Annotated in this window: 22 protein-coding genes; 12 read left to right on the top strand and 10 right to left on the bottom strand. The window is 74.9% G+C overall.

Features of this window, described 5'->3' with window-relative positions:
• Window positions 1–19: 19 nt before the first annotated feature.
• Complete coding sequence (locus GCU56_RS25840) at window positions 20–94, top strand: 50S ribosomal protein bL37 (protein WP_014377707.1); 75 nt, start codon at window positions 20–22, stop codon at window positions 92–94.
• 69 nt (window positions 95–163) lie between these two features.
• Here GCU56_RS25840 and rsrA read toward each other — a convergent pair whose 3' ends face one another.
• Together rsrA and GCU56_RS05540 are read right to left on the bottom strand one after the other, a co-directional pair.
• Complete coding sequence (gene rsrA / locus GCU56_RS05545; protein WP_163480520.1) at window positions 164–505, bottom strand: mycothiol system anti-sigma-R factor; 342 nt, start codon at window positions 503–505, stop codon at window positions 164–166.
• Window positions 502–1,173 carry a sigma-70 family RNA polymerase sigma factor gene (locus GCU56_RS05540; RefSeq protein WP_163480519.1) on the bottom strand — a complete coding sequence of 224 codons (672 nt, stop codon included), beginning with the start codon at window positions 1,171–1,173 and terminating at the stop codon, window positions 502–504. The genes rsrA and GCU56_RS05540 overlap by 4 nt, the downstream gene beginning before the upstream one ends.
• Window positions 1,174–1,421: 248 nt before the next feature.
• Between GCU56_RS05540 and ybaK the strand changes: the two genes are divergently transcribed.
• On the top strand, window positions 1,422–1,895 hold the full coding sequence (gene ybaK / locus GCU56_RS05535; protein ID WP_163480518.1) for a Cys-tRNA(Pro) deacylase: 474 nt from the start codon (window positions 1,422–1,424) through the stop codon (window positions 1,893–1,895).
• Between the two features lie 81 nt (window positions 1,896–1,976).
• On the opposite strand, the gene GCU56_RS05530 is transcribed toward ybaK, so the two are convergent.
• Together GCU56_RS05530 and GCU56_RS05525 are read right to left on the bottom strand one after the other, a co-directional pair.
• Window positions 1,977–3,527, bottom strand: a complete 1,551-nt coding sequence (locus GCU56_RS05530) for a fused MFS/spermidine synthase (protein ID WP_163480517.1) — start codon at window positions 3,525–3,527, stop codon at window positions 1,977–1,979.
• 1 nt (window position 3,528) lies between these two features.
• Window positions 3,529–4,275 carry an SOS response-associated peptidase family protein gene (locus GCU56_RS05525; RefSeq protein WP_163480516.1) on the bottom strand — a complete coding sequence of 249 codons (747 nt, stop codon included), beginning with the start codon at window positions 4,273–4,275 and terminating at the stop codon, window positions 3,529–3,531.
• A gap of 181 nt (window positions 4,276–4,456) precedes the next feature.
• Between GCU56_RS05525 and GCU56_RS05520 the strand changes: the two genes are divergently transcribed.
• Genes GCU56_RS05520 through rsgA form a run of 3 tightly spaced genes read left to right on the top strand, consistent with a single transcriptional unit; the run spans window position 4,457 to window position 8,278 of the window.
• On the top strand, window positions 4,457–5,917 hold the full coding sequence (locus GCU56_RS05520) for an aldehyde dehydrogenase family protein (RefSeq protein WP_163480515.1): 1,461 nt from the start codon (window positions 4,457–4,459) through the stop codon (window positions 5,915–5,917).
• A gap of 59 nt (window positions 5,918–5,976) precedes the next feature.
• Complete coding sequence (gene aroA / locus GCU56_RS05515) at window positions 5,977–7,248, top strand: 3-phosphoshikimate 1-carboxyvinyltransferase (RefSeq protein ID WP_163480514.1); 1,272 nt, start codon at window positions 5,977–5,979, stop codon at window positions 7,246–7,248.
• A gap of 16 nt (window positions 7,249–7,264) precedes the next feature.
• Complete coding sequence (gene rsgA, locus GCU56_RS05510) at window positions 7,265–8,278, top strand: ribosome small subunit-dependent GTPase A (protein ID WP_163480513.1); 1,014 nt, start codon at window positions 7,265–7,267, stop codon at window positions 8,276–8,278.
• A gap of 90 nt (window positions 8,279–8,368) precedes the next feature.
• Here the strand turns inward: rsgA and GCU56_RS05505 are convergent, their stop codons facing one another.
• Window positions 8,369–8,905 (bottom strand): DUF2087 domain-containing protein, encoded by a 537-nt coding sequence (locus GCU56_RS05505; RefSeq protein ID WP_163480512.1) that lies wholly within the window; start codon window positions 8,903–8,905, stop codon window positions 8,369–8,371.
• A gap of 45 nt (window positions 8,906–8,950) precedes the next feature.
• Here GCU56_RS05505 and GCU56_RS05500 point away from each other — a divergent pair, with 45 nt between their 5' ends.
• On the top strand, window positions 8,951–9,133 hold the full coding sequence (locus tag GCU56_RS05500) for a DUF2795 domain-containing protein (RefSeq protein ID WP_163480511.1): 183 nt from the start codon (window positions 8,951–8,953) through the stop codon (window positions 9,131–9,133).
• 22 nt (window positions 9,134–9,155) lie between these two features.
• Window positions 9,156–9,950 carry a histidinol-phosphatase gene (gene hisN / locus GCU56_RS05495; RefSeq protein WP_163480510.1) on the top strand — a complete coding sequence of 265 codons (795 nt, stop codon included), beginning with the start codon at window positions 9,156–9,158 and terminating at the stop codon, window positions 9,948–9,950.
• 41 nt (window positions 9,951–9,991) lie between these two features.
• On the opposite strand, the gene GCU56_RS05490 is transcribed toward hisN, so the two are convergent.
• The 3 genes from GCU56_RS05490 to GCU56_RS05480 all read right to left on the bottom strand — a co-directional run bounded on the left by GCU56_RS05490 (window position 9,992) and on the right by GCU56_RS05480 (window position 12,156).
• Complete coding sequence (locus tag GCU56_RS05490) at window positions 9,992–10,183, bottom strand: hypothetical protein (RefSeq protein ID WP_163480509.1); 192 nt, start codon at window positions 10,181–10,183, stop codon at window positions 9,992–9,994.
• Between the two features lie 87 nt (window positions 10,184–10,270).
• Window positions 10,271–11,650 (bottom strand): FGGY family carbohydrate kinase, encoded by a 1,380-nt coding sequence (locus tag GCU56_RS05485; RefSeq protein ID WP_163480508.1) that lies wholly within the window; start codon window positions 11,648–11,650, stop codon window positions 10,271–10,273.
• Window positions 11,647–12,156, bottom strand: coding sequence for an XdhC family protein (locus tag GCU56_RS05480; protein ID WP_204331491.1), 510 nt, complete (start codon window positions 12,154–12,156; stop codon window positions 11,647–11,649). The genes GCU56_RS05485 and GCU56_RS05480 overlap by 4 nt, the downstream gene beginning before the upstream one ends.
• A gap of 137 nt (window positions 12,157–12,293) precedes the next feature.
• Here GCU56_RS05480 and GCU56_RS05475 point away from each other — a divergent pair, with 137 nt between their 5' ends.
• From GCU56_RS05475 to GCU56_RS05460, 4 genes are all read left to right on the top strand, one after another.
• Window positions 12,294–13,238, top strand: a complete 945-nt coding sequence (locus tag GCU56_RS05475) for an SRPBCC family protein (RefSeq protein ID WP_163480506.1) — start codon at window positions 12,294–12,296, stop codon at window positions 13,236–13,238.
• A 27-nt stretch (window positions 13,239–13,265) separates the two neighbouring features.
• On the top strand, window positions 13,266–14,438 hold the full coding sequence (locus GCU56_RS05470; RefSeq protein ID WP_163480505.1) for an alcohol dehydrogenase catalytic domain-containing protein: 1,173 nt from the start codon (window positions 13,266–13,268) through the stop codon (window positions 14,436–14,438).
• Window positions 14,439–14,513: 75 nt separating this feature from the next.
• On the top strand, window positions 14,514–15,908 hold the full coding sequence (locus GCU56_RS05465) for a cystathionine beta-synthase (RefSeq protein ID WP_163480504.1): 1,395 nt from the start codon (window positions 14,514–14,516) through the stop codon (window positions 15,906–15,908).
• Window positions 15,905–17,128 carry a cystathionine gamma-synthase gene (locus GCU56_RS05460; RefSeq protein WP_239521815.1) on the top strand — a complete coding sequence of 408 codons (1,224 nt, stop codon included), beginning with the start codon at window positions 15,905–15,907 and terminating at the stop codon, window positions 17,126–17,128. The genes GCU56_RS05465 and GCU56_RS05460 overlap by 4 nt, the downstream gene beginning before the upstream one ends.
• Window positions 17,129–17,189: 61 nt before the next feature.
• Here GCU56_RS05460 and GCU56_RS05455 read toward each other — a convergent pair whose 3' ends face one another.
• Complete coding sequence (locus tag GCU56_RS05455; RefSeq protein WP_163480503.1) at window positions 17,190–18,059, bottom strand: polysaccharide pyruvyl transferase family protein; 870 nt, start codon at window positions 18,057–18,059, stop codon at window positions 17,190–17,192.
• Window positions 18,060–18,163: 104 nt separating this feature from the next.
• On the opposite strand from GCU56_RS05455, the gene GCU56_RS05450 reads away from it, so the two are divergent.
• A complete protein-coding gene (locus GCU56_RS05450; RefSeq protein WP_163480502.1) occupies window positions 18,164–18,673 on the top strand; it encodes a VOC family protein in 510 nt (169 codons plus the stop codon).
• An 84-nt stretch (window positions 18,674–18,757) separates the two neighbouring features.
• On the opposite strand, the gene GCU56_RS05445 is transcribed toward GCU56_RS05450, so the two are convergent.
• Window positions 18,758–19,042, bottom strand: coding sequence for a GNAT family N-acetyltransferase (locus tag GCU56_RS05445; protein WP_163480501.1), 285 nt, complete (start codon window positions 19,040–19,042; stop codon window positions 18,758–18,760).
• Window positions 19,043–19,048 lie beyond the last annotated feature (6 nt).

Here is a 19,048-nt window from a genome sequence, read left to right as displayed (position 1 = left end):
CGAGGAGAGGAGGGCAGCGATGTCCAAGCGTGGACGCAAGCGGCGCTCCCGCAAGGGGAACAAGGCCAACCACGGCAAGCGGCCCAACGCCTGAACGAGGCCCCCCTGCCCCCGCCACCCGCGGCGGGGCCTGCAGGGGGCCGCGGGGCGGCGCCCCACCGCCTCAGGCGGTGGGGCGCTCCTCCGTCCGCTCGACGGTCACGCGCTCGACGCTGACCGACGTGCCGTCCTCCTCGAAGGAGACGGTGGTGAGCTGCATCTTGATCCGGTCACGCAGGCCGACCGGGGGTGCGTCACCACCGCAGCGCCGGCGGACCAGCGCCTTGAACTCCTGCTCGATGCCGAACTGGCGCAGGCAGGGTGAGCAGTCCTCGAGGTGCTCGGCGATGAGCGCGCGTCGCGCGTCCCCGGTCTCGTGGTCGAGGAACTCGAACACGTGGGACAGGACGTCGTCGCAGGAGTGGATCTCGATCGGCTCGCCCTGGCCGTGGACGTCGTCGGTCATGACTGGCTCGCCTCCTCACCGGCTCCGGCGCGGACGAAGCCGCGCTCGCGTGCGTAGTCGGCCAGCAGCTTCTGCAGTCCGCGGCGGCCGCGGTGCAGGCGGGACATCACCGTGCCGATGGGCGTGCCCATGATCTCGGCGATCTCCTTGTAGGCGAACCCCTCGACGTCGGCGAGGTAGACCGCCAGCCGGAAGTCCTCCGGCAACTGCTGGAGGGCCTCCTTGATGTCGGAGTCCGGCAGGTGGTCCAGCGCCTCGATCTCGGCCGACCGCAGGCCGCTGGAGCTGTGCTCCTCAGCGGCGTACAGCTGCCAGTCCTGCACCTGGTCGGTGGGGTACTGCTGCGGCTGGCGCTGCTTCTTGCGGTAGCTGTTGATGTAGGTGTTCGTCAGGATCCGGTACAGCCAGGCCTTGAGGTTGGTGCCCTCGGCGAACTGGTGGAACGCGGAGTACGCCTTGACGAAGGTCTCCTGGACGAGGTCCTCGGCGTCGGCGGGGTTGCGGGTCATCCGCAGCGCCGCCGGGTAGAGCTGGTCGAGGAACGGCAGGGCGTCGCGCTCGAAGCGGGCGTCGCGTTCCGCGCGGGTCTCGTCCATCCCGGTCCGGCTGCCGTCCGAGCGCGCCTCGGGGGTCTCGACGGGCGTCTGGTCCACGGACTCCTCAGGCACCGACCGTCCTCTCTGCGGCCCCCGGACGCGGGGCACCGCCTCGGTCGATCCTAGCCGCGTGGCATCCGGGCGGCCCGGGGGACGCCGGTGTGCGGCCCGCTGGCGGGCGCTGGACGACAGGGTGCTGCTCACGGCCACTCCAACCGAGGGCACCGGACGCCGATTCCCGCCCCGCCGCGCCATCCTCCGGGCTCCCGTGCCGAGCGGGCGAGGCCTGGGGGCGGGTGGTCCCGATAGGCTGCCCCGCCGTGGCGGCGACCCCCGCGGTGCGGGCCCTGGAGCGAGCCGGGGTGGCGCACACCCTGCACCCCTACGACCCCGAGCACCCCTCGGACCAGGGGCACGGCGAGGCCGCGGTCGCGGCGCTCGGCGCCGACCCCCGGCAGGTGTTCAAGACGCTGGTCACCCGCGTCGACGGGACGCTCACCGTCGCCATCGTCCCGGTGAGCGGCAGCCTCGACCTCAAGGCGCTGGCCGCCGCGGTGGGCGGGCGCAAGGCCGCGATGGCCGAGCCCGCCGACGCCGAACGGACGACGGGCTACGTGCTGGGCGGGATCAGCCCGCTCGGTCAGCGCAAGCCCCTGCCCACGGTCGTCGACGACTCCGCGCTGCGGTTCGCCACGGTGATGGTCAGTGCCGGCCGGCGGGGCCTGCAGGTGGAGGTGGCCCCGGCCGACCTCGTGCGCCTGACCCGGGCCCGCACCGCCCCGATCAGCCGCTGACGGCCGACTCGTCCCGCCCTGCACCTGGAGCCCCCGGGACCCTCCGCGGGGAGCGCCGGGACTCCCCGCGGGGAGGCCCGCTCAGGTGCCGGGGGCGGCGTAGGGGGTGAGCAGTTGGTCGACCGGCGCGGCGTCGTCGGTGAGCACCCGCGCGTCCCCGACGAACCTCGTCAGCCGCTGGCCCTCGGCGACCTCCCACCCCAGGTCCTGGGCCCGCAGTGCGTCGGCGATCGCCTCGGTGGGCAGCGGGCTCCGGGAGGCGACCGCGACCACGTTGCCGCCGTCCTCCCCGGCCAGCACGGCCTCGCGGGCCAGCAGCGCCACGTGCGGGAACACCGCCTGCAGGGTGGCCAGCTCGGCGCGGACGAAGCCCATGGGCGGGTGGTCGATGAGGTTGGCGACGTAGCGGCCGTCGTCGGTGAGTGCGCGGTCCACCAGCTGCAGCGCCTCGGTGGTGGTCAGCTGCCAGGGCACCGACAGGCCGCCGAACGCGTCCCCGACGACCAGGTCGCGCTCCCCCGCCGCCTCGTCGTCCAGGCCCACCCGGGCGTCGACCACCCGCACCCGCAGCCGATCGCCCTCCTCGAGCGCCAGCTGCTCGCGGTCCATGGCCACGACGCCGGGGTCCACCTCGAGCACCAGGCTGGAGGTGCCCGGCCGGACCTCGGCCAGGTAGCGCGGCAGGGTCAGCCCTCCCCCGCCCAGGTGCAGCGCCGAGAGCGGCTGCCCGGCCGGTGCCATGGCGTCGGTGACGGCGGCGATCGCCCGGACGTACTCGAACTCCAGGTGGGTCGGGTCGGCGAGGTCGACGTAGGAGTGCCGGAGGGTGTCCAGCAGCAGCACCCGGCCGGTCTCCCGCTCGGGGTCGGCGACCACCCGCGCGCAGTGGTAGGCGGTCTCCGCCTGGCAGGGGGTCGGCGCGACCGCCGCGAGCAGCGACCCGACCAGCGCCAGCAGGAACAGCCCCACCGGCACCCGGCCGGTGCCCCCGGACGACCGGCGGCGCAGCAGCACCCCGACGGCGCCGCCGGCGAGCACGGTGACCAGCCCGGTGCCGACCAGGATCCCGCTGGTGGGGAACACCGCGATCAGCAGGAACCCGGTGAGGAAGGTCGCCGCGATCCCGCCGAGCGTGCCGATGCCCGAGAGCCGGCCGACCACCGAGCCGGTCTCCTCGAGGCTGGCCAGCTGCAGCTTGACCACCATCGGCGGCACCGCGGACAGCAGCGCCGCGGGGACGACGACGGCGATCGCCGCCAGCAGCAGCACGCTGCCGGCGTCGGCGCCGGTGAGCACCGAGCCGGCGAACCGCACCAGCGGCAGGACGGCGACCACCAGCGCGCCGCCGGCGACCATGAGCGGGGCGATCAGCCGCCGCGGGTCGGTGCGGTCGGCGACCGCGCCGCCCGACCACGCGCCGATGGCGATGGCGGCCAGCGCGAACCCGATGATCGCGGTGTTGGTCTGCAGCGTGATGCCGACGTAGGGGGCGATCAGCCGCAGGCCGGCGATCTCCAGGACCAGCACCGCGCCGGACGTCAGGAAGGTGACCACCACGGCCACCCAGCCGGGCAGCGCGCCGGACGGCGGGGCCTGCCCGACCGCGGGCGTGGCCTCCTCGGTGCCGGCCACCTCAGAAGAGGGCGGGCTGGTCGGCCGGCGGGCTGACCGTCTCGACCCGGGCCGCGAGCTCCGGGCCGTTGTTGGCGACGTTGTTGACCGCGGTGCTCACCGGGCGCAGCTCCAGCCGCTCGACCAGCTCCGGCGGCGTCGGCCCGGTCAGCGCGGCGACGTCCGCACGCCCGGGGTCGAGCCACTCGGCCCAGCGGTCGCGGGGCAGCACCAGCGGCATCCGGTCGTGGATCTCGGCGAGCGCGCCGACGGCGGGCGAGGTCACGACGGTGCAGGTGTAGAGCCGGTCCTCACCACGACCCCACACCTCCCACAGGCCGGCGAAGGCGAGCACCGAACCGTCCTCGGGGGTGATGTAGTACGGCTGCTTGCCCGGGGTGTCCAGCCGCTTCGCCCACTCGTACCAGCCGTCGGCGGGGACCAGGCAGCGGCGGGTCGCGGCGGCCTTCTTGAACGCCGGCTTCTCCGTCAGGGACTCGACCCGGGCGTTGAGCATCCGGTTGCCGACGGAGACGTCCTTGGCCCAGGAGGGCACCAGGCCCCAGCGGACGGCCCGCAGCTCCCGGTGTCCCTCACCGGTGGGCCGCCCCTCGGCGTCGCGCTCCTTCTTGTGCCGCACGACGTACACGTCCTTGGTGGGGGCCACGTTGTGGTCGGCCGGGAGCACCGGCTGCCCCTCGGCGCGGACCGCCTCGAACTCGAGGACCAGGTCCTCGGGACGGCGGCTGGCGGCGTAGCGGCCACACACGGTCGGTCTCCCTCCCCGGTCGGGCGGCGGGCATCCCGGGCGGCGGCCCGCGGTCTGCGATCGGCGGTGATCACGAGCCTAGATCGCTCCTCCGTCCCGCGCCCCGGCCTGGCGTGCCGATCGGGACGGCGGGTAGGAGTGGGTCGCACACAACCGAGCATCGACGGAGGACACCACGACCGTGACCACCACCCAGAGCTCCCCGGCCGGCAAGACCGCCAGCGATTCCGGCGACCGGCCCTACGCGACGGTCAACCCGGCCACCGGACGGACGGAGCAGGAGTTCCCCTTCCTCGACAGCGGCGAGGTCGACGCGGTCGTCGACAAGGCGCACGCCGCGTTCCTCGAGTGGCGCCGCCGGCCGGTCGAGGACCGGGCCGCCGTCGTCGCCCGCATCGGTGAGCTGATGCTGGAGCGCCGCGACGACCTGGCGGCGCTGATCACCACGGAGATGGGCAAGCCCATCCGCGAGGCCGCCGGCGAGGCCATGCTCGTCGCGTCGATCTTCGACTACTACGCCAAGAACGGCCCGCGGTTCCTCGAGCCCAAGCCGATCGACGTGATGGACGGCGAGGCCGTCGTCCTCAACGAGCCCACCGGCGTCCTGCTGGCGATCGAGCCGTGGAACTTCCCGCTGTACCAGGTGGCCCGCGTCGCGGCGCCGAACCTGGTGCTGGGCAACGCCATCCTGCTCAAGCACGCCGAGAACAACCCGCAGACCGCCCTGGCGCTGGAGCAGCTGTTCCACGACGCCGGCGTCCCCGAGGGCGTCTACACCAACCTGTTCCTGCGCATCTCCGACGTCGAGAAGATCATCGCGCACCCCTCGGTACAGGGCGTGACGCTGACCGGCAGCGACCGGGCCGGCAGCGCGGTGGCCTCGCTTGCCGGCAAGTACCTCAAGAAGTCGGTGCTCGAGCTCGGCGGCAGCGACCCGTTCATCGTGCTGGACGCCCCCGAGGTGGAGCAGACGGTGAAGGCCGCGGCCATGTCGCGGACCATGAACGCCGGTCAGGCCTGCATCGCCGCCAAGCGGTTCATCGTCATGGACGACGTCTACGACGACTTCGTCTCCGGTCTGACCGAGGTCTTCCAGGGCATCGAGCCCGGGGACCCGACCGACCCGTCGACCCGGCTGGGCCCGCTGTCCTCCGAGCGCGCCGCGGCCGATCTCACCGCCCAGGTGCAGGACGCCATCGACAAGGGCGCGACCGTGCTCGCCGGCGGTGGCCGCCCGGACCGCGAGGGGGCCTACGTGCAGGCCACGCTGCTCGCCGACGTCACCCCGGAGATGCGGGCCTACCGCGAGGAGCTGTTCGGGCCGGTCGGCGTCGTGCACCGCGTCTCCAGCGAGGAGGAGGCGGTGCGGCTGGCCAACGACACCCCGTACGGGCTGTCGGCCACGGTCTTCAGCAGCGACGTCGAGCGGGCCCGCAAGGTGGCCGACCAGGTCGACTCCGGCATGGTCTGGATCAACTCGCCGTCGGGCACCTCGGCCGAGCTGCCCTTCGGCGGCGTGAAGCGCTCCGGCTACGGCCGCGAGCTCTCGGAGCTCGGCATGTTCGAGTTCGCCAACCGCCGGCTGGTCCGCACCGCCGGGGCGAAGAAGGCCCGGCCCGCGGATGCCGCTGCCGCCGGCTGACCGCCGTGGCCTGCCCTGCGCGCCGACCCCGCGGTCGGCGCGCAGGGCAGGATGACCCCATGAGCGAGGTCTGGACGACGCCGCACCGCAGCGCCCCGGTGGACGCCGTCGTGGCCCTGCCCGGCTCGAAGTCGCTGACCGCCCGCGCGCTGGTCCTCGCCGCGCTGTCCGACGGGCCGAGCCGGCTGGTGCGCCCGCTGCGCGCCCGCGACACCGATCTCATGGCCGGCGCGCTCCGGGCCCTCGGGGTGCACGTGCGTGCGGACGGCGCCGACTGGCTGGTCACCCCCGGCGACCTGCGTGGCCCGGCCGAGGTCGACGCCGGCCTGGCCGGCACCGTCCTCCGCTTCCTCCCGCCCGTCGCCGCGCTGGCCACCGGTCCGGTCCGGGTGGACGGTGACGCCCGGCTGCGCGACCGACCCAACGCCGGGCTGATCGCCGCGCTGCGCGACCTCGGCGTGCGGATCGAGGACGACGGCCGCGGCCGGGCCCCCTTCACCGTGCACGGGACCGGGCGGGTCCGCGGGGGGGCGGTGACGGTCGACGCGAGCGAGTCCTCCCAGATCGTCTCCGGACTGCTGCTGGCCGCCGCCCGCTTCGACGAGGGCATCGACCTCACCCTGGCCGGCGGGCTGCCGTCGATGCCGCACGTGGAGATGACCGTGGAGTCCCTGCGCGAGCACGGCGTCACGGTCACCGCGACCGACGGCGGCTGGCGGGTGACCCCGGGCCCGATCACCGCCCGCGACGAGGTCCTCGAGCCCGACCTGTCCAACGCCGCGCCCTTCCTCGCCGCCGCCCTGGTCACCGGCGGGCGGGTCACCGTGGGCGACTGGCCCACCGCGACCACCCAGCCCGGCGGGCGGCTCGACCAGCTCCTGGGTGAGATGGGCGCATCGGTGACCCGCACGGACGACGGCGGGCTCCAGGTCACCGGCACCGGCGTCGTCCGGCCGCTGGTCGCCGACCTCGGCGAGGTGGGTGAGCTGACCCCGGTGCTGGCGGCGCTGTGCGCGCTGGCCGAGGGCCCCTCCCGGCTGACCGGGATCGGGCACCTGCGGGGGCACGAGACCGACCGGCTGCAGGCCCTCGACGAGGTGCTCACCGCGGTCGGGGCCCGGGTCGAGCAGCTGCCCGACGGGCTGGTCGTGACCCCCGGCCCGCGCCGGGCCGCCCGCCTGGACTCCTACGCCGACCACCGGATGGTGATGGCCGGGGCGGTCCTCGGGCTGGCCATCGCGGGCGTCGAGGTCGCCGATCCGGGCGCGGTCAGCAAGACGCTGCCGGACTTCGCCGACCGGTGGAGCGCGATGCTGGGAGCGGACCGCTGAGCCGCGGGGTCCGGGCGTGAGCCGCCGGCACGACAGCCGCTCGGACGAGGACGACATCCGGGTCCGGCCCAGCCGCCGCGGTTCCCGGCCACGGACCCGCACCCGGCCCACCCACTCCGACGCCGTCCCGGGGCTCGTCGTCGCCGTCGACCGCGGTCGCATGACGGTCCGGGTGGACGGGCCGGACGGCGTCGTCGACGTCACCTCGATGCGCGCGCGGGAGTTGGGGAAGCACGGCGTGGTGGTCGGCGACTCCGTCCGGGTGGTCGGCGACACCACCGGGCGCACCGACAGCCTGGCCCGCATCGTGGCGATCGAGGAGCGGACCACCTCGCTGCGCCGCACCGCCGACGACACCGACCCCACCGAGCGGGTGGTCGTGGCCAACGCGGACCTGCTGGTCATCGTCACCGCGGTCACCGATCCCGAGCCCGCGCTGGGCTTCCTGGACCGCTGCCTGGTCGCCGCCTACGCCGGCGGGCTCGAGCCGCTGCTGTGCCTGACCAAGACCGACCTGGGCAGCCCCCAGCCGCTGCTGGACCGCTATGCCGGCCTGGGCCTGGACGCGGTGCACATGAGCCGGGAGACCACGCTGGACCCGCTGATCGACCGCCTGGCGGATCGGATGAGCGTCTTCGTCGGACAGTCCGGTGTCGGCAAGTCGACCCTGGTGAACCGGCTCGTCCCCGACGCCTTCCGCGCCACGGGCGACGTCAGCAAGATCGGGAAGGGCCGGCACACGTCGTCCTCCGCGGTGCTGTTCGACCTGCCCGACGGTGGCATGGTCATCGACACCCCCGGCATCCGCTCCTTCGGGCTGGCCCACGTCACCGCCGACGACGTCCTGTCGGCCTTCGACGAGATCGCCGAGGCCGCGGTCGACTGCCCCCCGCTGTGCGGGCACACCGCCGACGACCCCGACTGCGCCCTCGACGCGTGGGCCGCTGCCGGTCCGCCGGCCCGCCGGCAGCAGCTCGCCGGCCTCCGGGTCCTGCTCGCCGCCGTCGGCCAGGTCGGCCCGGGGTACTGAGAAAGGACCCCGTCCTCCTCACCCCTCGCAGCGGCCCCGTCCCGGGTCCCGGCCTGAGCTTGCGAAGGCTGGGGAGGACGGGGTCCTCTCTCAGACGTCGACCCAGCCGCCGCTGCGCCAGTAGACGCCGGCCTCCCGGCTCAGCAGTCCCTCGTCGACCAGGTACCGGCGCAGCGCCGCGACGTCGGGGTGCCAGACGCCGAGCAGCGCGTTGACCTCCCGCTCGGGATAGCGGACGCCGGCGTCGAACACCCGCACCAGGTGCTCGAGCACCACCCGGCGCTTGCCACGCTGCGCGGGGATGGACACCAGCCGGCCCTCGCGCACGAACGCGGACAGGACGGCGTCCTCCGCGGGGTCGTCCGACAGCGGCTCCGGTGGCGGCGCGGACTCCGCGGCGGCCCGGGCCGCGGCGCCGAACCGGTCGGTCAGCAGCTCCAGGTCGTGCCCGTCGCGGCGCACCAGTCCGGCCCGGGCCAGCCGCCGGGCGGCCAGCGCGACGTCCTTGAGCGGCAGGCCCGCCGCCCGGGCGACCTCGTCGATCGTCCCGGCGCCCAGGGCGAGCGCGGCGACCACCTTCAGGCGCGCCGGGTCGGCGAGCAGCCCGGCGATCGTCGCGGCGTCCACCCTGCCGACGGTATGCCGCCGGCGCGTCGCGGGTAGGCCCGGGACATGGTGAGCCCCATCGGCGTCCAGAAGGCCCTGTCGGGCATCGACCACCCCGCGAGCAAGCAGCAGATCGTCGAGCACGCCGAGAAGAGCGGCGGCGGCGCGGACGTGCTCGACGCCCTCCAGGGCAGCGAGGACCGCGAGTACGAGGGGCCCAGCGGGGTCAGCTCCGCGGTGTTCGACTGACCGCCCAGTAGGTTCGGTGTCCATGACGCCGGGCCGCGACTACACGGGGGACATGCACCTGGCGCACGTGCTCGCCGACCAGGCTGACTCGATCAGCCTCGACCGCTTCCGTGCGCAGGACCTGAAGGTCGACACCAAGCCGGACCTCACGCCGGTCACCGACGCCGACCGGGCGGTCGAGGAGCAGCTGCGGATCACGCTGGCCCGCGCGCGCACCCGCGACGCGGTGCTGGGCGAGGAGATGGGCGTGACCGGCCACGGCCCGCGGCGGTGGGTGCTGGACCCGATCGACGGGACGAAGAACTTCGTCCGCGGCGTGCCGGTGTGGGCGACCCTCATCGCGCTGTTCGACGGCGACGAGCCGGTGGTCGGTCTGGTCTCGGCGCCGGCGCTGAACCGGCGGTGGTGGGCGGCCAAGGACGTCGGCGCCTGGACCGGCCGGCGGCTGGAGTCCGCGACCCGGTGCCGGGTGTCGAACGTGACCGGGCTGGCCGACGCGAGCCTGTCCTACTCGAGCCTGTCGGGCTGGGAGGAGCGCGGACTGCTCGGGGGCTTCCTCGACCTGACCCGGTCGGTGTGGCGGACCCGGGCCTACGGCGACTTCTGGAGCTACGTGCTGCTCGCCGAGGGGGCGGTGGACGTCGCCTGCGAGCCGGAGGTGTCGCTCTGGGACCTCGCCGCGCTGGACGTGATCGTGCGGGAGGCCGGTGGCCGGTTCACCGACCTGGCCGGCACGCCCGGCCCGGCCGGCGGCAGTGCCCTGGCCACCAACGGCGCGCTGCACGACGCCGCGCTCGGCCTCCTGCGCCCCGGCTGAGCACCTCCGGGCGCCCCCGCGGGGACGCCCGGAGGCCGGGCTCAGTGGCCCGTGGTCCCGGTTCCGGTGCCCGTGCCGCGACCGCCTTGGAAGCGCTTGCGCACGTCCTCGATCTTGGCCTTGGTCTTCGGGTCCTTCGCCACCTGCTGGGCCCGCTCCGACACCTGCCGGATGGCCTCCTTGGCCTTGGGGTTGTTGGCCGCCTGGGTGAGCTTCGTGAACAGCGACGCCATGTGCGATCGCTCCCTTCCCTCTGGTCGGGACCGTCGTCCGGCCCCGCTGTCCGCACCAACGGCGGCCGGGGCAGCGCCGTTCCGCGCTCACCCCTCGCGCCAGCGCCCCAGCGCCGCCCGCACGTCCGCGGAGTCACGGGGGACGGCGGCCGGCCCGGTTCCCCGCGGCGGGACGACGGCGGGGCCGGTGCCCAGCCCGGCCAGGAGCGCCGCACCGACGGCGGACGCGCTGCGCAGCGGCAGGTGGCGCACCGGGGCACCGAGGACGTCGGCGAGCAGCTGCCGGACCACCGGCGCGCGTCCCCCTCCCCCGGTCAGGACCACGTCCCCGGCGCCCCCGAGCAGGCCGGCCGCCGTCCCGACCGCGAACACCACCCCCTCGACCGCCGCGCGGGCCAGGTCGGCGCGGGTGGTGCCCGGGTGCAGGCCCGTCCAGCTCCCCCGGTCGGCCGGCCCGGCGACGCCGCCGCGCTCACCGGTGAGGAACGGCCGGAACCGGACTCCCCCGGCGCCGGCCGGCGTGACCGCCGCCAGGTCGAACAGCTCCCCGGCACCCAGTCCCAGCACGTCGGACACCCATGACCACGCCAGCCCGCCGTTCTGCAGGGCCGCCATCGCGTACCAGCCGTCCGCCACGTCGGCGTAGCAGTGCACCGGCGGGTCGTCGGCCGGCGCGGGCACCGCCCCGGGCCGCAGCACCTGGGCGCCGGTGCCCAGGTTGACCTGCCGGCCCGCCGTCGTCCCGGCCGCGAGCAGGGCCAGCGGGGTGTCGGCGCCGCCGACCACGACGGGCACGTCCCCACCCGGCAGCGCCGCGGCGCCGACCACCTCCGCGGAGGGGCGGACGGCCGGGAGCTGCTCCGGCGCGAGACCGGCGGCGTCGGTCGCGGCGCCCGACCAGGTGTCGGCGACCACGTCCCACAGCAGGGTGGCCGAGGCGTCACTGCGATCGGTGACCCGCGGATCGGCGTCCGGGACCAGGGCGGCGCGGAGGGCGTCCTTGGGCAGCAGCACGGTGGCCGCCCGAGCGACCAGCCCGGGCCGGTGCGCCGACAGCCAGGCGAGCACCGGGCCGGTCATCCCCGGCACCAGCGGGTTGGCCAGCGCGGCGCGGGCGTCGCCGGGGAGCGCCCGCCAGCGGTCGACCTCGGCGGTCGCGCGGGAGTCCGGCCAGAGCACCGCCGGTCCCAGGGGCGCCCCGGCGGCGTCCGCGAGCACGGTGCCGTGCATCTGCCCGGACAGGCCCAGCCCGCGGACCCGCCGCCCGGCGAGGGTGGGAGCCACCTGCGCCAGGGCGTCGTCCAGGGCCCGCCGCCAGGCCGCCGGATCAGCCTCCGCCCAGCCGGGCCGGGGACGGTCGAGCGCGTAGCCGGACTCCCCCTCGGCCAGCACCGCACCGGACTCGTCGAGGACGACCAGCTTGAGCCCGCTGGTGCCGAGGTCGGCACCGAGCAGGACGCCGGTCACCTCGAGCCGTGTGCCGTGCCGCCGGCGCGGCCGTTGCGGTCGGCCAGCAACCCGGCCAGCGTGCTGAGCGCGATCTCGGCGGGCGTACGCGAGCCGATGTCCAGCCCGATCGGGCGGTGCACACGGGCGACGTCCTCGGCCGGCACGCCCAGCGCAGCGAGCGCGGCGACGTGCGGGCCCTCGTGCCGCGGATTGCCCATGACGCCCACCCAGCGCATCGGCCGGGCCAGCGCGTCGCGCAGCACCGCACCCAGCTCGGGGCGGTGGTGGTCGGTGACCACCACGTCGGTGTGGGTGGGGTCGGTGTCCAGGTCCCCGAAGCCGGTGGCCGCGGCGCCACGGGCCGGGTCCGGGTCGAGGACCACCGTCGCGAACCCCAGCTCCGGTCCCCAGCGCAGCAGCACCTCGGCCACCGGGGAGGCGAAGACGGCCACCAGCACCCGCCCCGTGGCCTCGGGCGAGGGAGCGCCGTGGGCGACGCCGCAGGTCGGGTCCGGGTCGGTCATGCCCGCCATCCTCGCCGTCGGCGCCCCCGCGCCGCCAGCCGCCCACGACGCGCCCGGGGGACCCCGGCGTTTCCGCCGTCCGCGGCGCCGGGTAGGTGCGGCGCTCCGGATCCGCCGACGACCCCGGAGGTCCCCCGATGAGTTCGACCGCCAGCCCCCGCCTGCGTCGGACGGCCCGTCTGCTCGGCGCGGCGAGCGCCGGCCTGGGGGTGGCGATGCTGCGCGATCCGGTGGGAGTGGCGCGGACGGCGGGGGTGGACGACTCGGACACCGTGCTCTCGGTGCTGCCGCTGGTCGGCGCACGGGAGCTGGCGCACGCGCTGCCGCTGCTGGCCGGCCGGCCGGGCTGGGCGTGGACGCGCGTCGCGGGCGACGTGATGGACCTCGCCGTGATGGGAGCCGCGCTGGCCGACCGCCGCGGCGAGCGGTACCGCCGGCTGCGGACGGCGACGATCGCCGTCGCAGGGCTGGCCGCCGTCGACCTGGGGACCGCGCTGCGCTCGCGGCGCGCCCGAAGGACCGGACCGGCCGCGGACCTGCCCCTGACCGGCCCGCTGACCAGCCCGATCGAGGTGTCGGCGTCCACGACGGTGAACAAGCCCCCGGCGGAGGTCTACGGCTACTGGCGGGACTTCTCGCGACTGCCCACGTTCATGGCGCACGTCCGGCAGGTCGCCACCCTCGAGGGCGGGAGGCGCTCGCACTGGGTCGCCGAGGCCCCGGGCCGGCGCACCGTCGAGTGGGACGCCGAGGTCGTCGAGGACGAGCCCGGCCGGCTGATCAGCTGGCGCTCGACCGCCGGAGCCGACGTCCCCAACACCGGTTCCGTGGAGTTCACCCCCGCGCCGGGCGACCGCGGCACCGAGGTGCGGGTGCGCCTGGCCTACGCCCAGCCCGGCGGGCGGCTCGGCAAGGCCGTGGCGAAGCTCTTCGGCGAGGCACCCGACCAGCAGGTCCGCGACGACCTGACCCGCTTCAAGCAGGTCCTGGAGACCGGTCAGGTGGTCCGGTCGGAGGGCACGCCCGAGGGGCCCTTCGCCAAGCGGCTGCTCACCCAGCGCCCGGCCGCCCCGCACGCCTGACCCGACCGCTGCTCAGAGAGGAACACCGTGCGCGCCACCCAGTGGATGGGCAAGTACCGGGTCGAGGTCAACGAGGTGCCCGACCCGCAGATCCTCAACGACCGGGACGCGATCGTGCAGGTGAGCTCCACCGCGATCTGCGGCTCGGACCTGCACCTGTTCGACGGGTTCATCCCGACCATGCGACGCGGCGACATCCTGGGCCACGAGTTCATGGGCGAGGTCGTCGAGGTCGGCCGCGGCGTCGGCAACCTGCGCGTGGGCGACCGGGTGGTCGTGCCGTTCCCGATCGCCTGCGGCAACTGCTCGGCCTGCCGGCGCGGGTTCTTCTCGGTCTGCGAGAACTCCAACCCCAACGCCGGCATCGCCGAGAAGTTCATGGGCCACTCGCCCTGCGGGATCTTCGGCTACTCGCACATGATGGGCGGCATCCCCGGCGGGCAGGCCGAGTACGTGCGCGTGCCGTTCGCGGACGTCGGCCCGCTGAAGGTCGACAGCGACCACACCGACGAGCAGCTGCTCTTCCTCACCGACGTCTTCCCGACCGGCTACCTGGGTGCCGAGCACTGCGAGATCCGGCCGGGCGACGTCATCGCCGTCTGGGGCATGGGCGCCGTCGGTCAGTTCGCCGTGGCCAGCGCGAAGATGCTCGGCGCCGAGCGGATCATCGCCATCGACCGGTTCGACTACCGGCTGGCGAAGGCCCGGGAGGCCGGCGCGACCGACGTCCTCGACTACGAGGAGGTCGACGTCACCGAGGCGCTCAAGGAGATGACGGCCGGACGGGGACCCGACGGCTGCATCGACGCCGTCGGCATGGAGGCCCACCACCCGACCACGGCGGTGCACGCCTACGACCGGGCCAAGCAGGCGACGATGTCGGAGACCGAGCGGCCGCACGCGCTGCGCGAGGCGATCACGTCGGTGGCGAACGGCGGCACCGTCTCCATCATCGGCGTCTACGGCGGGCTGATGGACAAGTTCCCGATCGGCTCGCTGATGAACCGGTCGATCACCGTGCGCACCGGTCAGACGCCGGTGCAGAAGTACATCCGGCCGCTGTACGAGCGCATCCGCAACGGGGACATCGACCCGAGCTTCGTCGTCTCGCACACGATGCCGCTGACGAAGGCACCGAAGGCCTACCGGATGTTCCGCGACAAGAAGGACGGCGCGAACAAGATCGTGCTCAAGCCCTGAGGGTGGGGCCCGCCCGTCTGGTGGGATGGGCGGGTCTTCGGGCGCCGGTGGTCGGCGCCCGCCGAGGAGGGCCCCGTGCAGTACGCCGAGTCCGTCGTCGACCTGGTCGGCAACACCCCGCTGGTGCGGCTGACCTCGGTCACCCGCGACCTGGGGCCGGACGCACCCCTGGTGCTGGCCAAGGTCGAGTACCTCAACCCGGGCGGCTCGGTGAAGGACCGGATCGCCGTGCGGATGGTCGACGCGGCCGAGGCCAGCGGGGCGCTGCGGCCCGGCGGCACCATCGTGGAGCCGACCAGCGGGAACACCGGCGTCGGGCTGGCCCTGGTCGCGCAGCAGCGCGGCTACCGGTGCGTCTTCGTCTGCCCCGACAAGGTGGGCCAGGACAAGGTCAACGTGCTGCGGGCGTACGGGGCGGAGGTCGTCGTCTGCCCCACGGCGGTCGACCCGGCCGACCCGCGCTCCTACTACTCGGTCTCCGACCGGCTGGCTCGCGAGCTCCCGGGTGGCTGGAAGCCCGACCAGTACTCCAACCCGGCCAACCCGCGATCGCACTACGAGACCACCGGCCCGGAGATCTGGGCGCAGACCGAGGGCCGGGTCACCTGCTTCGTGACCGGCGTGGGCACCGGCGGCACGATCAGTGGCACCGGCAGGTACCTCAAGGAGGCCTCGGGCGGGCGGGTCCGCGTCGTCGGCGCCGACCCGGAGGGCTCGGTGTACTCCGGCGGTACCGGCCGCCCCTACCTGGTCGAGGGCGTGGGCGAGGACTTCTGGCCGTCGGCCTACGACCGCTCCGTGGCCGACGACATCATCGCGGTCAGCGACGGCGACTCCTTCGCGATGACCCGGCGGCTGGCCCGCGAGGAGGGACTGCTGGTCGGCGGCTCCTGCGGGATGGCGGTGGCCGCCGCGCTGCGCGCCGCGGAGGGGCTGACCGCGGACGACGTCCTGGTGGTCCTGCTGCCCGACGGCGGCCGCGGCTACCTCGGCAAGATCTTCAACGACGACTGGATGGCCGACTACGGCTTCCTCGAGGAGAGCGCCGGGGAGACCGTCGCCGAGCTGCTCACCGCCAAGTTCGGGTCCACGCCCCAGCTGGTGCACGCGCACCCGAACGAGACCGTCCGCGAGGCGATCGACATCCTCCGCGAGTACGGCGTCAGCCAGCTGCCCGTCGTCCGTGCCGAGCCGCCCGTCACCGCCGGTGAGGTGGTCGGGTCGGTCGGCGAGAAGACGCTGCTGGACGCCCTGTTCGCCGGCCGGGCCAGCCTGGCCGACCGGCTGGAGGCGCACATGTCGCCGCCGCTGCCGATCATCGGCTCCGGCGAGCCGGTCAGCGCCGCGGTGGCGGCCCTCGGCTCGGCCGACGCACTCCTGGTGCACGAGGACGGCAAGCCCGCCGGCGTGGTCACCCGGCAGGACGTGCTGGGCCACCTGGTCGGCCGGCCGCCTACGGTCCAGGCATGACGCCCGCCGAAGACGACGCCCGAGCGACCATCGCAGCGAGCGCCAGCGAGCGGGGAGCGGAACGAGGTCGGAGTCGGGCCATGGATGGCGGCTTCAACACCCGGGCGATCCACGCCGGGCAGGACCCCGACCCGGCCACCGGCGCGGTGATCCCCCCGCTGCACCTCACGACGACCTACAAGCAGGACGGCGTCGGCGGTCTGCGCGGTGGCTACGAGTACAGCCGCAGCGGCAACCCCACCCGGACGGCACTCCAGGAGGCCCTGGCCGCGCTCGAGGAGGGCACCACCGGGCTGGCCTTCGCCTCCGGCCTGGCCGCGGAGGACACCCTGCTGCGGACCGTGTGCGAGCCGGGCAGCCACGTCGTCCTGGGCGGGGACGCCTACGGGGGCACCTTCCGCCTGATCTCGAGGGTCGCCGCCCCGTGGGGCGTCGAGCACTCCCCGGCCGACCTCAACGACCTCGACGCCCTGCGGTCGGTCATGCGGCCCACGACCCGCGTCATCTGGTGCGAGACGCCGACCAACCCGCTGCTCAACATCGCCGACATCGCCCGCCTGGCGGAGTTCGCGCACGAGCACGGCGCGCTGCTGGTCGTCGACAACACCTTCGCCTCGCCCTACCTGCAGCGGCCGCTCACCCTGGGCGCCGACGTGGTCGTGCACTCGACGACCAAGTACCTGGGCGGCCACTCCGACGTGGTGGGCGGCGCCCTCGTGGTCGGTGACGACGAGCTGGCCGACCGGCTGGCCTACCACCAGAACGCCATGGGCGCGGTGAACGGGCCGTTCGACGCCTGGCTCGTGCTGCGCGGGATCAAGACCCTCGGCGTCCGGATGGACCGGCACGGCGCGAACGCCGCCTGCATCGCCGAGTTCCTGCTCGGCCACCCCGCCGTCGGCTCGGTGCTCTACCCCGGCCTCCCCGACCACCCCGGCCACGACGTCGCCGCACGGCAGATGTCCGGCTTCGGCGGCATGCTCTCCTTCCGGCTGACCGGCGGGGAGGAGGCGGCGCTGCGGGTCTGCGAGCGGGCGCGGGTGTTCACCCTCGCCGAGTCCCTCGGCGGCGTGGAGTCGCTCATCGAGCACCCGGCGCGGATGACCCACGCCAGTGCCGCGGGCTCGCCGCTGGAGGTGCCGGCCGACCTCGTGCGGCTCTCGGTCGGCATCGAGGACGCCGAGGACCTGCTGGCCGACCTGGACCAGGCACTGGCCTGAACGGCCCCCTCCCGGGCACCGCCCCGAGCGTGCGAGGGGTGGGGAGGAGGGGGTCGTTGTCTCAGCCGGCGAGCTGCTCGGCGAACCAGGCCCGCGCCCGGGCGTTGCCGGCCGCGCCCCGGTCCGCGGCGGCGCCGACCCGGCCGGTCAGCAGGCCGGACAGGCACCGGTCCAGCGCCGCGTCCAGCGCCGCGGTGGTGACCTCCTCGGCGGACAGCACCTCCGGCCAGTCCAGCGCGGCCGCCTGCGCGGTGACCTTCGCTCCGCCGGCGATCGGGTCGCAGGCGATGACCGGCCGGCCGTGCCTGAGGCCCAGCACGAGGGCGTGCAGCCGCATGCTGACGACGACGTCCGCCCGGCGGAGCAGGGCCTCGACCTGCACCGGCCGCCGCGGGTGCGGCTTCTCGTAGAGGTCCATGTCCACCTCGAACCACGGCAGGGCGCGGACGGCGAGCCACTCCTCGATCGCCCCACGCACCCGGTCGGCCTCGCTCCGCTCCCCGTACTCCCCTTGGGCCGGGGTGAACGCCACGGCGATCACCGGCGCCTCGGGCACGGAGCCCTCGACCGCGAGGTCGGGGCGGGCGACCCCCGACGCGTCGCGCTCCCAGACGCGGTCGAACAGCGCCCGCGCGGTGTCCTCGACCACCGACACGTTGACCGCCCACCGCCGGCTCCCGGCGAAGGCCGCGCTCAGCTCCCGCAGCAGCGGCCGGTCGGCGAGCGGGCCGCTGACGAAGACCAGATGGGTGTACGCGGACGGGTCGACGTCGCGCCAGTGCACCCCCCGCTCGAGGTAGGGCGCCCAGGCCACGTCGTGGTCGACCCCCAGCTCGTGCAGCCAGCCGGTCACCACGTCGGCGCCCAGCTCGTCGCCGACGGTGGCGATCACCTCGTCGAAGCTGAACCACCCGGTCACGAGCACACGCACGGTCACCACCATCGCAGCCGCAGGTGGCCGGGACCTGGCCAGCAGGCGAGATCCTCGTCGCAGTGGGTGTGCCCTCCGCCGCCCGACCCGTGCAGGATGCGCTCATGAGCACCACCGACAGCGACACCGACCCGACCGCGATCGAGCGGGAGCGGGCCCGCATCCGGGAAGCGCACCTGCGCCCGGCCGGCGACCGGCCGGCCTCGACCGCCCGTGGCCTGCACCACACCGCGCTGATCAGCAGTGACGTCGAGCGGACCGTCCGCTTCTACCAGGACGTGCTGGGCTTCCCGCTGACCGAGCTGATCGAGAACCGCGACTACCCCGGCTCGTCGCACTTCTTCTTCGACATCGGCCACGGCAACCTGCTGGCCTTCTTCGACTTCCCCGGCCTGGACGTCGGCCCGTACGCCGAGGTGCTGGGCGGGCTGCACCACTGCGCGATCAGCGTCGACCCCGACCGCTGGGCCGAGCTGGTCGAGCGGCTCACCGACGCCGGCGTGGAGCACGCCGTGCACAGCGGCGTCTCCGTCTACTTCCGCGACCCCGACGGCGCCCGCATCGAGCTCATCGCCGACCCGCTCGGGGAGATGTACGGCCACCACGTGCTCTGAGAGAGGACCCCCTGCCCCACCGCTCGCAGGCTCGCGTCGGGACCCTGCAGGCGGTCGCACTGCCAGGTGGAACGGGGCCGCCCCTCAGCGGGCCTGGACGAGGTCGGCGTACTCCTCGTGCTTCTCGATGTAGCCGCGGACGAAGGAGCACTGCGGAACGACGGCCCCGCCGCGGGCGCGCACGTCGTCGAGGGCCGCGCGGACCAGCGTGCTGCCGAGCCCCGTACGGCCGGAGTCCTGGTCGACCTCGGTGTGCGTGAACACCACCGTGTCCCCCCGCCGCTGGTAGTCGGCGTGGCCGAGCAACTGCTCGCCGTCGCGGATCTCGTACCGGTTGGCCTCCGGGGCGTCGTGCACAGTGGGCTCCATGACCCG

It is taken from the genome of Geodermatophilus sabuli (genome assembly GCF_010686765.1).
GTDB lineage: Bacteria > Actinomycetota > Actinomycetes > Mycobacteriales > Geodermatophilaceae > Geodermatophilus > Geodermatophilus sabuli_A.
Note: the sequence above shows the minus strand (reverse complement) of the source record. Positions and strands in the feature narration are given on the sequence as shown.

What these genes read in the sequence shown, in the direction of transcription:
- rsrA (WP_163480520.1), bottom strand. Translation starts at nt 505, where the DNA reads ATGACCGACGACGTCCACGGCCAGGGCGAGCCGATCGAGATCCACTCC.
- aroA (WP_163480514.1), top strand. Translation starts at nt 5,977, where the DNA reads ATGAGCGAGGTCTGGACGACGCCGCACCGCAGCGCCCCGGTGGACGCC.
- GCU56_RS05500 (WP_163480511.1), top strand. Translation starts at nt 8,951, where the DNA reads ATGGTGAGCCCCATCGGCGTCCAGAAGGCCCTGTCGGGCATCGACCAC.
- hisN (WP_163480510.1), top strand. Translation starts at nt 9,156, where the DNA reads ATGACGCCGGGCCGCGACTACACGGGGGACATGCACCTGGCGCACGTG.
- GCU56_RS05490 (WP_163480509.1), bottom strand. Translation starts at nt 10,183, where the DNA reads ATGGCGTCGCTGTTCACGAAGCTCACCCAGGCGGCCAACAACCCCAAG.
- GCU56_RS05480 (WP_204331491.1), bottom strand. Translation starts at nt 12,156, where the DNA reads ATGACCGACCCGGACCCGACCTGCGGCGTCGCCCACGGCGCTCCCTCG.
- GCU56_RS05475 (WP_163480506.1), top strand. Translation starts at nt 12,294, where the DNA reads ATGAGTTCGACCGCCAGCCCCCGCCTGCGTCGGACGGCCCGTCTGCTC.
- GCU56_RS05460 (WP_239521815.1), top strand. Translation starts at nt 15,905, where the DNA reads ATGACGCCCGCCGAAGACGACGCCCGAGCGACCATCGCAGCGAGCGCC.
- GCU56_RS05450 (WP_163480502.1), top strand. Translation starts at nt 18,164, where the DNA reads ATGAGCACCACCGACAGCGACACCGACCCGACCGCGATCGAGCGGGAG.
- GCU56_RS05445 (WP_163480501.1), bottom strand. Translation starts at nt 19,042, where the DNA reads ATGGAGCCCACTGTGCACGACGCCCCGGAGGCCAACCGGTACGAGATC.